10 protein-coding genes are annotated in these 14,967 nt (G+C 70.2%); 3 read left to right on the top strand and 7 right to left on the bottom strand.

Annotated elements, in window-relative coordinates; genetic code table 11:
• Nucleotides 1–4: 4 nt before the first annotated feature.
• Genes BDK89_RS10435 through BDK89_RS10425 form a run of 3 tightly spaced genes read left to right on the top strand, consistent with a single transcriptional unit; the run spans nucleotide 5 to nucleotide 3,546 of the window.
• The gene (locus BDK89_RS10435; RefSeq protein ID WP_133868891.1) at nucleotides 5–1,630 is read left to right on the top strand and encodes a hypothetical protein; all 1,626 of its coding nucleotides are present in this window, start codon (nucleotides 5–7) and stop codon (nucleotides 1,628–1,630) included.
• The gene (locus tag BDK89_RS10430) at nucleotides 1,627–2,808 is read left to right on the top strand and encodes a glycosyltransferase family 4 protein (protein WP_243839141.1); all 1,182 of its coding nucleotides are present in this window, start codon (nucleotides 1,627–1,629) and stop codon (nucleotides 2,806–2,808) included. The genes BDK89_RS10435 and BDK89_RS10430 overlap by 4 nt, the downstream gene beginning before the upstream one ends.
• A 12-nt stretch (nucleotides 2,809–2,820) precedes the next feature.
• The gene (locus tag BDK89_RS10425; RefSeq protein WP_133868890.1) at nucleotides 2,821–3,546 is read left to right on the top strand and encodes a polyprenol monophosphomannose synthase; all 726 of its coding nucleotides are present in this window, start codon (nucleotides 2,821–2,823) and stop codon (nucleotides 3,544–3,546) included.
• A 27-nt stretch (nucleotides 3,547–3,573) separates the two neighbouring features.
• Here the strand turns inward: BDK89_RS10425 and BDK89_RS10420 are convergent, their stop codons facing one another.
• Genes BDK89_RS10420 through BDK89_RS10390 form a run of 7 tightly spaced genes read right to left on the bottom strand, consistent with a single transcriptional unit; the run spans nucleotide 3,574 to nucleotide 14,963 of the window.
• Nucleotides 3,574–5,403 (bottom strand): hypothetical protein, encoded by a 1,830-nt coding sequence (locus BDK89_RS10420; RefSeq protein WP_133868889.1) that lies wholly within the window; start codon nucleotides 5,401–5,403, stop codon nucleotides 3,574–3,576.
• Nucleotides 5,400–9,704 (bottom strand): alpha-(1->3)-arabinofuranosyltransferase domain-containing protein, encoded by a 4,305-nt coding sequence (locus BDK89_RS10415; protein WP_133868888.1) that lies wholly within the window; start codon nucleotides 9,702–9,704, stop codon nucleotides 5,400–5,402. Before BDK89_RS10415 ends, BDK89_RS10420 begins: the two co-directional genes overlap by 4 nt.
• Nucleotides 9,701–11,044, bottom strand: coding sequence for a glycosyltransferase family 39 protein (locus BDK89_RS10410; protein WP_133868887.1), 1,344 nt, complete (start codon nucleotides 11,042–11,044; stop codon nucleotides 9,701–9,703). Before BDK89_RS10410 ends, BDK89_RS10415 begins: the two co-directional genes overlap by 4 nt.
• Nucleotides 11,041–12,093: an NAD-dependent epimerase/dehydratase family protein gene (locus tag BDK89_RS10405; protein ID WP_133868886.1), complete on the bottom strand. Its 1,053-nt coding sequence runs from the start codon at nucleotides 12,091–12,093 to the stop codon at nucleotides 11,041–11,043. Before BDK89_RS10405 ends, BDK89_RS10410 begins: the two co-directional genes overlap by 4 nt.
• Before the next feature lie 49 nt (nucleotides 12,094–12,142).
• Nucleotides 12,143–13,180, bottom strand: coding sequence for an NAD-dependent epimerase/dehydratase family protein (locus tag BDK89_RS10400; RefSeq protein WP_208294028.1), 1,038 nt, complete (start codon nucleotides 13,178–13,180; stop codon nucleotides 12,143–12,145).
• Complete coding sequence (locus BDK89_RS10395; protein WP_133868885.1) at nucleotides 13,177–14,610, bottom strand: FAD-dependent oxidoreductase; 1,434 nt, start codon at nucleotides 14,608–14,610, stop codon at nucleotides 13,177–13,179. Before BDK89_RS10395 ends, BDK89_RS10400 begins: the two co-directional genes overlap by 4 nt.
• On the bottom strand, nucleotides 14,610–14,963 hold the full coding sequence (locus BDK89_RS10390; RefSeq protein WP_133868884.1) for a hypothetical protein: 354 nt from the start codon (nucleotides 14,961–14,963) through the stop codon (nucleotides 14,610–14,612). Before BDK89_RS10390 ends, BDK89_RS10395 begins: the two co-directional genes overlap by 1 nt.
• Nucleotides 14,964–14,967 lie beyond the last annotated feature (4 nt).

Genomic DNA, 14,967 nt, shown 5'->3' with positions numbered 1-14,967 from the left:
TGCCATGACGACCGCCGACACCGCCTCCCGCGCTCCGTCGGCGCTGCGATCGTTCGCCCGCCGACTCGACGTGCTGGCGACGTTCCTGGTCTGTTTCCCGATCGGCTGGCACGCAGTCCGCGCGGCGGCGTCCGACTGGGTCCCGATCGGCGACGACGCGTACTTCACCCTGCGCTCGATGGACGTCGCGACCGAACATCACCCGTGGCTCGGCGCCTGGTCGTCCGGATCCGTCGGCGTCGACCGGAGCGTGAACAACCTCGGTCCGCTCCAACTCGACCTGCTCGCGCCCTTCACCCGGATCGCCCCGTCGGGCGGCACCGCGATCGCCGTCGGACTGATCAACATCGCGGCCGTGGTCGTCGCCGCCTGGCTGCTCGGCCGCATCGGTGGGCGACGGGCGACGCTCGTATCGATGGTCCCGATCGGACTGCTCACGTGGACGATGGGGAGTGAGATGCTCATCACCCCCCGGCAGCACCAGTTCCTGCTGCTCACGTATCTCTGTTTCCTGGTGGCGGCGTGGGCCGCAGCGGCGGGCGATCGCTGGGCGATGGTGCCGGCGGTGGCGACGGCCAGCCTGCTCACTCAGACGCACCTGAGCTACCCGATCCTGGTGGCGTCGGTCGGCGCCGTCGCGGTGGCGGGGCAGGTCGCGGCGTGGTGGCGATCCGACGAACGTTCGCGTTGGATCCGTCCGTGGACGACGTCGGCCGTCCTCGCCGTGGTGCTCTGGTGGCAGACGGCGTACGACCAGCTCTTCGTCTGGGGGAACTTCACCGACGTGCTCGCCTCACCGGGCACCGGCGAGCAGCCCGGGCTGCGCACGGCGGCATCGATCGTGGGCGGCATGTTGTTCGACCCCGGCTCGTACGTCCGGCGCGGCTATGCCGACTTCGACCCCGAGCTACTCGACAGCACCGTGGCGGCCGCTGCCGTGATCCTCCTCACCATCGGTCTCGCAGCACTGGCCATGTTCGCCTTCCTGCGTCGCCGTCCGGCTGCGGCGGCCGGGTTCGCCGTCGCGACGGCGGCGGTCGGCGCCGCCGTCATCGACGCGTCACAGCTCCCGATCACGGTCTTCGGGCTGACCCCGTTCAACTATCGGTGGCTGTGGCCGACGGCGACCTTCCTGCTGATCGGCGCCACCGTGGCCCTCAGCCGGCTCGACACGGTCGATCGGTGGCTCGACGACCGCCGAGCATCGTTCGGCGTGGTCGGCGTCGTCGGCCTGCTGACTCTCGCGAACGTGCCGGTCTCGCTCCAGGTGCCCGACGTCGGCCGCTACGAGATGGACCAGGCCGGCGTCGCATCGCTGATGGAACAGTTGGACGACGTGCCACTCGACGGTCCCGTCGTGATCGACCAGACCAACATGTACTTCGGCCACTCGTACGGGTACCCGACCGCCGTGGTGCTGCGAGCCCGAGGTGTCGACTACCGCTTCATCTCCGAGATGCAGGAGCGCCGCTTCGGTGCCGACCGCGTCGCCGACGGCACCGAGACGACCACCCTCGTGCTGTGGGCCGGTGCCGATGCCGAGGAACGGCGCGACGACCCGAGCACCGTCGTGTGGGTCGACGTCGACCCGCCGGTCGCCGTCGAGCTGATCGAGGAAGGAACCCCGTGAACGCCCTGAACCCCGTGCCCGAGCACGATCTGGCGTGGTACGTCGACGACCTCCGACAGCGCGGGATCCGGCGGGTCCACGTGCTCGCCTGGCGCGACCTCGACGACGCCGATGCCGGCGGGTCAGAGGTGCACGCCGACGAGGTGATGCGGCGGTGGGCCGATCTCGGCCTCGATGTGCTGCACCGCACGTCGTACGCCGAGGGGCTGCCGACCGAAGCCGAGCGCAACGGCTACCGGGTGGTGCGACGGGGGAGTCGCTACACGGTGTTCGGCCGGACGGTGGCGTCCGAGCTGACCCGGCGCATGGGCCCGTACGACGCGCTGGTCGAGATCTGGAACGGCGTGCCGTGGTTCTCACCGATCTGGTGCCGGCGCCCTCGCGTGACGGTGCTGCACCACGTCCACGGTCCGATGTGGGATCAGATGCTGCCCGGGCCGCTGGGCCCCGCCGGACGCTTTCTGGAGTCGCGACTGGCGCCGCCGTTCTACCGGCGCGGTCTCACCGTCACCGGGGCCGAGACCAGCCGTGACGAGCTGCTCGAACTCGGATTCCGGCCAGACCGGGTGCTGGCGGTCCCGTACGGCGTCGACCCCCGCTTCTCACCCGGTGGCACCAAGACCGCGCAGCCGTCGGTGGTTGCCGTCGGCCGTCTCGCTCCGGTGAAGCGGTTCGACCGGGTGATCGACGCCGTCGTCGCCGCACGCCGCGAGGTCGACGGACTCACGGCGACGATCGTCGGACGGGGCCCGCTCGCCGACGAACTGCAGGCGCGGATCGACGCCGCGGGCGCCGGTGGCTACATCCGCCTCGCCGGCCGCGTCGACGACGCCGACCTGATCGACCTCTATCGCTCCTCGTGGCTCGTCACATCGGGATCGATCGCCGAAGGATGGGGTCTCAGCCTCACCGAAGGCGCCGGGTGCGGCACGCCTGCACTGGCCACCGACATCCGCGGTCATCGCAACAGCGTGCTCGACGGCCGCTCGGGCGTCCTCGTCCCACCCGACCGACTCGCCACGACGATGGTGGAGCTGCTGCACGATCGGCCTTGGCTCGACCGTCTCGCCGCAGGAGCTCGCGAGTGGGGCGCATCGCTCACCTGGGAGCGTTCGGCACTCGGGCTCACCGCCGCCCTCCACGCCGAAGTCCTGCGTTCGGGCGGCCACGACCAGTAGATTGCCGTGCTCGTGCGTTCGATCGTCGTGCTGCCCACCTACAACGAAGCGGAGACCATCCGTCCGTACGTGCGCGCCCTGCGAGCGGTGAGCACCGACATCGAACTCCTGGTCGTCGACGACAACAGTCCCGACGGCACCGGCGACATCGTGCGCGAGCTCGGAGCCGACGATCCGGGTATCCGGTTGCTCCACCGCGATGCCAAGGACGGTCTCGGAGCCGCCTACCGAGCCGGCTTCCGGACGGTGCTCTCCGAGGACTACGACGTGATCGTGTCGATGGATGCCGACCTCAGCCACGACCCGGCGGTGATCCCGACGATGCTCGAGCTGATCGAGCAGGGCGCCGACGTCGTGATCGGCTCGCGGTACGTCGAGGGTGGCGGCACGGCGAACTGGCCGATGCGACGCCGAGTCCTGTCCCGTTGGGGCAACGCCTACACCCGCGCCGTGCTCGGGATCCACGTCCGCGACTGCACCGCCGGCTACCGGGCCTATCGCTCCGACGTGCTCGCGTCGATCGACCCCGGTACGACGCGGGCCGAGGGCTACGCCTTCCTCACCGAGCTGATCCGTCGGCTCGATCACCAGGGCTACCGGATCGAGGAGACGCCGATCACCTTCACCGATCGCACGCTCGGCTCGTCGAAGATGTCGCCGACGATCATCGCCGAGTCGATGTGGCGGGTCACCCGATGGGCGGTCGTGAACCGCCTGTTCGGTCGCGATCGCCACTGACGCCGCATCCTGCCGTCGTCATCGACGTCAGAAGCTGTTGCCGCTCGGGGCGATGAAGATCGCGATCGGCAGGCCGATCTCGATCATCTCGCTCATCGCGTCGACGATGTCCTGGGGGAGATCGAGATCGAGCGACGCGCCGAACAGGTTTTCGTCGACCACGGGCACCAGATCGTCGCGGCCTTCCTCGACGAGCCGCTCCAGCACGTACGCACGCAGCTCGTCGTAGCGCTCGCGTTCGTCGTCGCTGCGGTCGTCGGTGTAGGCGACCTCGACGAAGCCGTCGCGTGCCCGCCACTCGTCGATGAAGATGCCGGTCGTGAGGTGCACCTCGGCGTCGTACTCGCCGAAGGGGAGCACCCGATGTGGGGTCACCGGGACCCGCCAGGTGTCGTGCACGCCGACGTCGTAGCCGCGGCGTTCGAGTTCGTTGACGAGCCCGTAGCCCTGCGACCCGATGAACAAGGCGTCCTGCCAGAACACGAGATACGTTCCGTCCGGGCCGACGGCGGCACCGACGCCGTCGTCGATGGCCTCGACGGTGTCGGGCATCACCGTGCGCAGCGGTCCGGAGAGCTGCGGATCGGGCACGTCGAGCCCGAACGATGCGACGATCGACGCCACCGTGACGACGACGGCGACACCGCCGGCGACGTAGGGCACGCGCTCGCGGAGCCGGAGATCGGCACGATGCTCGGCGATCACCACGCACGCCGTCCACACGATCGAGAGGGCGACGAGGAGCGTGGTGCCCCACGCCCACAGCGTCAGGTAGTACCAGACCTTGCCGAAGATCCGGCTGATCGACAGCAGCTGCATCACGAGCGCCGTGGCCAACACGACGTGCAGTGCCATCAGCGAGGCGTGCCGGCGGCGGAAGGCCCACACGGCGGCACCGACCCACAGCGCGAAGATCACCACGCCACCGATCCCGTTGCCGCCGGGCAGCCCCGACCGGTACACGAAGGCGTCGGCTTCGGTGAGGAGGTCGGGGCCGAGCGCGATGACATCGAGATGGCGGAAGAAGACGCGGACCGCCTCGGACGCGGCCACGCGGCGGTCGGTGGGTTCGCCGAGGAAGTGTTCGATGATCATCCGGATGTTGCCCGGGTCGCGGACGATCTGGTCGACGAACGGCGGGAGCCAGAAGATCGCCCCGACCCCGACGGCGATCCCGAGCGATCGGAGGACCGAGCGTCGTTCGTGCTCGTCGTCGGATCGGTGACGGTGCCAGAGCGCCGCACCGATCGCCAGCGCACACATCGGCACGCCGTTGACGAGATACGGGATGTGGGTCTGGGCGGCGATCGTCGCCGCGACCACCACGACGACCAGGACGGCGTGGTCGCCCCGCACGACGAGCCAGGTGGCGAACAGCACCACGAGCCAGATCAGTACCGGAAAATACGGATTCCACGGATGCGTGAGGACCGACAGCCCGTAGCCGCGCACGGCAACCGCCGCAACGGCGCCGGCGACGATCGCACCCCACCGCCGGTCGATGCGGTGGCCCAGCCACATGATCAGCCCGATCGTCGCCATGTTGAGCACGGCACTGCCGAACTCGAGACCCCAGGCCCTGCGGCCGCTCAGCCAGTAGAACGGGGCGATGAGGTAGAACGACCACGGCCCGGGGTGGTTGCCCTGATCGGGGAAGTCGCCGATGCGGCCGGGGAGACCGACCAGGGGCGTGTTGCGCCCGCCGACGTCGCGGACGCGCAACTCGGTCATGGCCATGTCGAGCGTCGGCGCCCAGGGGCGCCACAACAGGACGACGGCGGCGAACAGGAGCGGGCTGGCCACGACCGCCCACCAGGCGGCGCGGGTCGATCGTGAGCGTTCGTCGACGGCGGTCACGGCTCGGACGGTAGCGCCGACGCCGGTGGGGTGGACGGGTTCGTGGCAGGGGGCGGCACCGTGCCGCTTCCCACCGACCGGTCGGCGGACGCGTCGTCGGCCACAACGGCGGCGGTGACGACGCATGCCGCGGCGAACATCCCGAACGAGTGCATCGACGAGAACCGGTCGGGCCAGCCCCCGTCGGCCCGGAACATCTCCGATCGCTCGACGACCACGACGTACCCGCCGACTCCGACGACGGTCGCAACGGCCGTGAGAGCGGGCAACAGGCGCCGGCCGGTCACCAGGAGCGCAGCGCCTCCCACTGCGCCCCACAGCGCACCCCAGGGCCCGATCAGGAGGAACGACGAGATGATCCACACCGCACCGCCGACGATTGCACCGGGACGGGAGAGCGGGGTGGCCCGGCGGCGAACCGCCACGACCGCCTTCGGCGCCGGAGCCCGGTCGCGGCGACGCCGGAGGTGAGCGAGCCCGACGAGGACGATGCACGCCAGGATCGACACGACGGTGAGCACGACGGCGATCGTCAGGGTGCGCTGTGCTGCCCACCGCACCTCAACGGTGACCTCGCCATCGGTCGGCTGGATCCACCAGCCGTTGAAGCCGCCGTCGACGAGGTCGGGCTGGCCGGCGTCCTCACCGGCGATGTCGGCGGCCCACGCCTCGTTGTAGCCGGCGCCGTAGACGAACCAGCAGCCGTCCTGGCAGCCGGTGACGGTGTACGAACCGCCGTACCGGTGCTCGTCGAGCACGGACACCCGCGGTGCGGTTCCGGTGCGCTCGACCGCCGACCGGACCCCGTCGTCGAGCACGAGGCGATCGAGCTGCAACGGGCCGTCGGCTCCGACGACGAGGTGGTTGCCGACGTCGAGTTCGATCGTGTCGGTGCACGGCGTCGCCGAGAGCGGGGCCCCGTCGAGGACCGACGGGTCGTCGATCGAGAGTGTCGCCCGGACCGGTTCGTCGTCGATCGTGGCGACGACGACACACTCGCCGGTCCACGCCAGCTCCTCGATCGGGTCGACCGACGGCGCCCCGTCGAATCGGACCTCCCCCACGGCGACCGGGGTGACGAACGGGTCGCCGTACCGGCGGTCGAGGGTGACGACCGGATCGATGGCGGTGACCTCGATGGCGAGTCGACCGGGCGGTACTGCGGCCGCGAGGTCGAGCACGGCGGTGCCGTTCTCGTCGGGTATCACCGACAGCCGTTCGGTGACGCCGCCACCGGTGATCTCGACCTCGGTGATGGCCGAGATGTCGTCGATCGGCTGGGTGAGCACGATGCGCTCGACCGGTTCGGTGACGTTCCCGATCGTCAGCCGTGCACCGACGGCCTCGTCGAAGTCGGACATCCAGGTCGTGGCGAGATCACCGTCGAGGGCGGCGACACCGGCGTGCTCGATGCTGCCGATGAGCCGGCTCGATGCGACTGCCGGCCAGTCGAAGAGGTCGGCGAGCTCGGCGTCGGTGGCACGAGCGTCGAGACGGACGGTCGGTGACACGGTCACGGTACGCAGCGCATCGGTCGTGATCTCCCGCACCAAAGTCGGCTCGGGGTCGGAGCGCCACGGGTCGAGCGGGTCGGTTCGCCACCGCGTGAGCGCCCAACCGAGCGGCATCTCCGGGTCGACCGATTCGGGGACGGCCGGGGGCACGACGACCTCGAGCGTCGGTTCGAGGCCGAGATCGATCTCCGCGATCCCGACGCCGGCGACGATGCTCGGTGTGAACGGCTCGCCGCCCTCGACCTCGACGATCTCGATCTCGACCACGGTGGTGTCGGCGTCGAGTTCGATCGGCGACGACCAGCCGTCGTCGGCGTGCTCGACGGTGACGTCACGACGCGTGCCCGGCTTGAGTTCGGACGCACCCTCGGTGATCGAGATCCGACTGATGCGGCGATCGCCCGGAGCGTCGGGCTGGAGGAGGCGGAGCCGGCCAGTCGGTGAGCCCTCGGTGAACGTCAGCCGGAGGCGTTCCCCGATCGGATCACCGTGATCGCCCACGATCCACGCCGTGGCCGGGTCGCCGTCGACGGCCATCGCGGCTCGCCGCTCCGGCGTGTACACGAACGGCTCCCCGTACGCCGACGCCGTCGCGACGACCGGACCCCGCTGCTCTGCCGTCGTCTGCTCGGTGGCGTCCACGTCGTCGAAAACGGGCAGCCGTGTATCGGACGCGACCTCGTCGAGCACGTCCTGCTCGGGCCCGCCCGTCTCGGTGAAACCCCGCGTGTCCTGGGAACTCCGCCAGTGGCGGGCCTGATCGCGGTTCGAATCGGTGACGATCACGCCGACATCGCTGGGCCAGGAGCCGACGTCGTCGGCTGCGTAACGCACCCCGACACCGTCGGGCAGCAGCCCGGCGGCCGCCAGGTCGACGACGCCGTCGCCGCTGCCGGCGACGAGGACCGTCCGGTCGTACGCGCGGGCGAGTTCGGCGTCCGTCCCGAGGAAGACCAGTTCGACCGGCGCGTTGGCGCCGCCGACCGAATCGTCGGCCAGCTCGGTCGGGTCGGTCATGGCGAACTCGGGAACGTTGACCACCGGCTCGCCGAAGGCCTCGACGTCGATCACGGCGGGGGAGGAGAGCACCAGGTCTCGAACCGTCTCCGGCCGGGCCAGACCGAACCGGTCGAAGGCGATGTCGTTCGTCAACCAGATCACGTCGGCCGCGAAGAACCGGGCGATGGTCTCGAGACTCTCGGCTTCGGCGACACCGTCCTGGACACGGTCGTCGAACGCGAACCAGAGGTCCATCGCGGCCGGCGACCCGAGCGGCAGCAGGTCACGGGTCACGAGCGCCCGTTCGGTCAGCCCCGGGAGCGGCTGGTCGACGGTGTAGCCCCAGCGATAGGCGCCGAACTCGGTGCCGGGCAGCATCAGCACCCGGCCGTCGCCGGTGGCGTCGAGCGTCTCCGCTGCGTCGGCCCATGCCACCGGTGGGTCCTGATCGCGCTCGAGCGCCGGGTCGACGAAGGCGCCGGACCAGATCGCCGGAACGTTGAGCAGGACCAGCGCCACGATGCCGATCGCGACGAACCGATCGGCCCACCACGAACGCCAGCGCACGTGGGCGACACCGGCCACGAGCGAGCCGAGCGCCAGTGCCAGCCCGAGGTTCATCACCGGGAGGGCGCGCGTGCTGCTGCGCAGCGCCAGTGCGAGACCCGACTCACCGTCGCCGGTCAGGATGCGCATCAGCGGCGACCGGTCGTCGATCGGGTGCACGCCGACGGCGAGCACGACGCCGGCAGCGACGAGCAGCATCGCAAAGCGGCGGTGCGCCCACCGGACCCACACGAGCGCCCCGAGCGCGATGACGGGGAGGAGGAACCCGATGGCGATGGCCAGTGACGACTCGAGGTAGCGCAAGGACGCGGTCGTGGTCGCTCCGTACGGATCTCGGATGTAGAAGAGCCAGTAGCCCAGCCCTCGCCACACCTCGGCGGAGGTGGCCGTGAACGACACGTCGGCGAGCGACTCGGAGTAGGGCAGCACGTCGGCGCCGTATCGGCCTTGCACGGCGAGCGCAGCGATCCACCACAACGAGACACCGATCGACAGGAGCGCCGTTCGGGCGCCGACCACGAGCGCTTCGCGCCACGAGCACCATCGGCCCCAGACGGCGTGGACGAGCCACAGCACCGGTGCCGGCACGATCATCGCCAAGGCGGTGGCGTTGACGGCACCCACGGTGAGCACGACCAACGCGATCAGCGCCGGGTCACGCCATCCCGGTCGGCGCGTCGCCCGGATCGTCAGCCCGACGATCCAGCCCAGCCCCGCCCACGGCAGCAGCATGACCGAGGTCCGCGAGACGTACGGGAGGATGTACGGCGCCACCTCGTAGACCACGCCGGCGACGAGGGCCGGCAGTGGCGACAGGCCCAGTTGGCGGGCACACCACCGCACCCCGAGCGCTGCGGTGAGCAGCAGGGTGCCGAGCCACAGCCGGTGTGCGATCCAGTCGGGAGCACCGACCCGTTCGAACACCCAGTACCACGGCCCCGACGGCCAGACGAAGGAGATGTGCTGGTGCGGGACCCATCCGGCGAACTGGCGCGGATCGTACGAACCGAGCGCATCGGCCATCAGGCGGCCCGGGTCGAGGTACAGGTACAGCTTGCTGTCGGCCGTCATCCGGCCGGGCGCTGCGATCAGCGCCGGAACGTACGCCAGGACGGCGAACAATGCTGTCGCCCCGACCCACGGGCGACGCCACCACGCGACACGCTCATCAGCCGGGCGATCGTCGTCCGGCCGGTCGTCGCGGTGCTCGTCGTCGCTCACGGGATCGCGCCGAAGACTCCGTACAGGCCGGTGAGGGCCGCGAGACCGGCACCGCACGCACCGATCGTCAGCGGCCAGATCAGCTCGTCACGGGTGCGGTGGGGCTCGTACCACTTCGCGGCGGCGATGAGGAGCGGGAAGGCGGCGTACATGAACCGCGGTCGGGCGGTGACGGTGGCCGGAGCGAGCATCAATGCGACGACGGCCAGCGAGTAGGCGAAGGGCACCCAGTGGAGCCTGACCCGCCACGCGAGGTACACGAGCAGGATCGTGGCGGCGAAACAGATGGCGGTGATGGTGTCGGTCGGCGAGGTCAGCGGGTTCGTGAACGCATCGACCGTGTTCTTCACTGCTGTCCAACCGAAGCTCGCACCCTCGCCCCACGCCTCACGCTGCACCCGGAACCATGCACCCATCTCTCCGGCGTGTTGGCCGAGCCAGAGCTGGAACGTGATGAAGCCGAGCGGCGCCAGCGCCACGGCGATCAACGAGCGGTACTCACGTCGTTCCCTGATCGCGAGGAACGCTGCGACGGCGCACGCCACGATGAGGGCCACCGAGTTCGGACGCGTCGCGGTCGCCAGGGCAGCGAACAGGCCTGCGGCGACCCACTCGCGATCGACGAGCATCAGCAGGCACGCCGCCGCCAGCACGAGCATCAGTGCCTCGCTGTAGGCGAACGACAGCACGAAGCTGCCGGGGAAGAGCGCGGCGAGCATGACCGACATCCGGCCGACGGCGGGCCCGTACAACCGACGGGCGAGCACGCCGATGAGCGTGATGGCGATGATGCCCAACACGATGTTCACCGCGAGCGCCGCAGCCACATCGCCACCCGGAAGCACGACGTCGAACCACCGGGCGATCATCGGGTAGAGCGGGAAGAACGCCGCTCGCGCCTCGTCGACGTGGTACGTGACGTTCGGCGGGATCTCACGTGGGTAGCCGTTCCGGACGATCTCCATGTACCACTTGCCGTCCCACGACGTCAGCACGTCGACGATCGGTCGGATGGCGTTGCCCCGTGCGGCTCCGTGCGGGTCGGGTGTCTCCAGCCCGATGTCGTCGGCGATGTTGGTGTCGACGCGGATCTCGGCCGCAACGACGGCAGCGCCGGCCAACACGCACAAACGAGAAACGATGTACACCGGCACGGCGTAGACGAAGATGTCCCACCACCCGTACCGACGGGGGTCGAGTCGCTGCCAGCCCGTCGGACGGAGCGGCGCGGCGGTTCCGGTCAGTGGAGCGGCCCCCTCCTGATCGGACGCCTCGGCCGGATCGAGGGTCTCGCTCGTGGTGCCGTCGGTGGTCTCGGCGGTGGTCGGTTCGGTCGTCATGCGGAGATCGGGGCGAGCGGGAACAGTCCGGTGATGCGCTTGGCCGCTCGGAGCGCGCCTTGTGGTGTCGTGCGGCGGTGGTGGCTGGCGTCGGCGCTCTCGGTCGACGCCCGGTTGGCGACGTACCAGTCGTACGACTGGGCGAACATGTCGTCGGTCGACCAGCGCGGCGCCCAGTCGAGCTGGTCACGAGCGTGGTCGACGTCGAACCACATCGACTTCGAGTACATCAGCCAGTGGTACGGCGCGAACGGGGTGAGACCGAGTCGAGCCGTCGCCTTCATCAGCGCCGACGTCGGGCCGGCGGGAACGCTGCGAACCCGTGAGCCGGTGCCGGCGTGTTCGCACACGTGGCGCAGTGCGTCGGCCATGGTGCCGAACCGATCGGTGCCGATGTTGAAGATCGCCGGGCCATCGCTCGAACCGGCGCGCACGATGGCGTCGGCGAGATCGTCGGCGTGGACGAACTGGTAGCGGTTCGTGCCGTCACCGAGCACGACGGGGTCGGCCCCGTCGGCGATCCAGTCGAACAGGATCCCGAAGATGCCGAGGCGCCCGTGGCCGAGGATGGTGCGCGGACGCACGATCGACACGTCGAGGCCGTCGCGAGCGGCGTCGAGGCACGCCCATTCGGCAGCGAGCTTGGCGTGGCCGTATGCCTCCTGCGGCTTGGGCACCGTGGTCGGCAACACCGGGTTGGTGTCGGGGACGCCGAAGACGGCGCTCGACGACGTGTGCACGACCTTGCCGACGCCGGCGTCGTGGCAGGCGTCGAGCAGCACCCGCGTCCCGTCGACGTTCACGCTGCGAAGCAGGTACTCGTCCTGTGCGAGCGGCACCTGGGCGACGTTGTTGAACACCACATCGCACCCGCCGACCGCGTCGGCGACCGCCGCACGGTCACGGACGTCGCCACCGACGTACTCGACCCCGTCGGGGTGCTCGGCCGCGAGCAGATCGAGATTCCGGACGTCGTGGCCGTCGGCGACGAGGCGCTCGACGAGGAGCGAGCCGAAGTAGCCGCTGCCACCGGTGACGAGACACCTCATGGGCGGCCCTGCTCGGGGCGCGTAAAACGGGTCGGAAGAGTCGGTGTGGTCACAGTTCGAGGCCCTGCGCGATGCACCAACGGATACTACGACGCATGCCCTCGTACAGGTCGACTTCCGGGGCGTAGCCGAGGTCGCGCTGTGCCGCCGAGATGTCGCACGCGATGGTCTTGTTCATCTCGCCGAGCACGTGGATCTGCTGGTGATAGCCACCTCGTGACTGGATGAGCGCGTCGGCGCGTTCGGCCAGCCGTCCGACCACGTCGGGTACCCGGAACCGGTTCGGGCTGACGTCGAAGCCCTCGTCGGCGAGCGCGCGGCCGACCGTCTCGACGATCTCGCGCACCTCGTACGGTCGCTCGTCGGCGATCCACCAGGCCCGACCGGGTTCGGTCTCGACGAGTTCGGCCAGCACGATGCCCTGGGCCAGGTTGTCGACGTACGACATCGAGCGCCGCTGGCGCCCGTCACCGAAGACCGGGAAACGCCCGGTCCGGACCATCCGGAAGAACGTGGTCTGGCGCGGTGGCTGGTGCGGACCGTAGAACCACGGCGGGCGGACGATCACGGCGTCGAGACCGGCGTCGACGGCATCGAACACCGCCAGTTCGCCCCGCATCTTCGATTCGCCGTAGCCGTAGTACGGCGCATACGGCTCGTCGTTGCGGAACCGGTCGGTGGGGTGGGTGTTGGTGCCGAACGGGCTGTTCGACGACACGTGGACGAAGCGTCGGACGTCTGCACGCCGGGCGGCGTCGAGGACGTTGCGGGTGCCGACGTGGTTGACGGCGTCGAAGTCGTCGAACGTCGTCGGGTGGATGACGCCCGCCGTGTGGACCACGTCGGTGGTGCCGTCCGCCGCATCGAACAGCGGTGCCAGCGTCTCGGGGGCGCGGATGTCGCCGACCACGGGTCGGATCCGCTCGTCGAGTGCCCCGAGGCGTGCCGCCTCGTCGCCGTCGGTCACCAGGCCGACGATCGTGCCTGACCGTTCGTCGAGCAGGGTGTGGACCAGGGCCGTACCCAGCCAACCGCCGGCGCCCGTGACCACGGTGGTGTCGGGAACGGATCGCATGGACCGGCTCACGCGTCGACCTCCTCGACGAAGCGTCGTGCGTTGCGGAGCGCCACCGCCATGACCGACGCCTGCGGGTTGACGCCCGGCGCATCGGGCAGCAGCGAGGCGTCGTTGACGTAGACGTTGCTCGTCCCGTGGATCTTGCCGTGGCTGTCGGCCGCAGCGACGGAGGTGTCGTCGCCCATCGGCACCGTCGAGCAGAGATGGACGGTCATGACGCTCGCAGCGTCGGCGCTGAAACGGTTGGCGAGCGTGGCGAGATCGCTGCGATCGCGCACGATCGGTGCGTGGCGGAACGACGGGTAGACCTCGCGTGCGCCGGCGGCGAGCATCACCTGGGTGAGCCGGGCCAGCCCTCGCCCGAGCACCGCACGGTCGCGGCGCGTGAGACGGTAGGTGACCAGTGGGTCACGGAACCCGGGGAGCGCCTGGACACGGCCTCGGCCCTCGCTGGTGATCGCGGCGTAGTACACGGCGATCTCGGGCCACGCGGTGACAGCGTCACGCATCGTCGGCCAGGCGTCGGTGAGGGCCAGGGCGACGAGACCGGGATGGCTCGCCGAACCGCCGAACGACAGCTCGGGCGCGAACTCCTTCACCTGGTGGACCGGGACGTCGTCGCCCACGTTGACGGCCTCGTCGAAGCGTGCGGCGAGCTTGACGGTCGGGTGCACGGCGAGGCGTCGGCCGATGAGGCCGCGCAGGCCCGACCGTTGCAGCAACGCAGGGGAGTGGATCGCACCGGCGCACACGATGACGTGTCCGAAGTCGACCGTCGCCGGTTCCCCGTTCGCATCGGTGAGCTCCGCTCGGAACGCATGTCCGCGATCGATGATCAGCCGGTCGACTCGCGTGTCGGTGACGATCGTGGCACCCGCCCGTCGCGCACGAGGCAGGTAGGTCCGCGTCATCGACTGGCGTTGCCCTTCGGTGGCGTCGCCGTCGTCGGGATACGACATCCACCGCGGGATCTCGTCATGTTGCCAGCCGAGTGCCGCGGCACCCGACCGGAGTCGCTCGCTCGCCGGCGTGTGACGGCCAGGCACGGTCTGGACCGACAGCGCGGTCTCGACCTCGTCGCAGAGGCTCATGAACCGGTCGGTCTCGAAGTCGGCGATCCGCCACCCGCGACGCCATCGATCGAGGGTCTGCTCCGACGGTCGCCGATACAGGCCGCTGTTCACCTCGGTGCCACCGCCGGCACACCGACCCTCGGTGTAGGCGATCGACGGCCGCCCGAGCGCGACGGTGAGCCCGCCGCTGCGGTACTGGCGATCCATCTGGTCGAGCGAGAACGGGACCACCTCGCCCTGTTCGACCCACGGCCCCTCCTCGACGACGAGCACGTCGAGTCCGGACTCGGCGAGCACGGCGGCGGTCGGGGCGCCGCCGGCACCGCTGCCGATGACGAGGACGTCGCAGTCGTAGTGGGTGCCCATCAGGCGGTCACCGTTCCGGGTGCCCCACTGGGCGAGGTGTCGGGCCAGGTCTCCCACACGAACGCGAACGCGAGCGAGCGCACCATGCGGGCCAGCTCGCCGACGAGCGGCAACTCGGTGACACGCAGGAACCCGACGATGCGGTCAGGGTCGACGAAGCGTTCGGCGACCCCGGTGCCGACGGCGAGGGTGGTCACGCCGAGGCGGAGCGGCCCGGGCACCTGCTGGGCGCGTCGACACACGAACGCGACCGTCGTGCGGAGCCGATCGGTGGGCAGGTCGGGGAGTTCGAGCACGAGCAGACGCTCGGCGAACCGGCCGAACGGGCCGTCAGGAGCGAGAGCGGTGCGCACGAAG

Source organism: Ilumatobacter fluminis, assembly GCF_004364865.1.
Taxonomy (GTDB): domain Bacteria; phylum Actinomycetota; class Acidimicrobiia; order Acidimicrobiales; family Ilumatobacteraceae; genus Ilumatobacter; species Ilumatobacter fluminis.
This window is presented reverse-complemented; position numbering and strand designations above follow the sequence as displayed.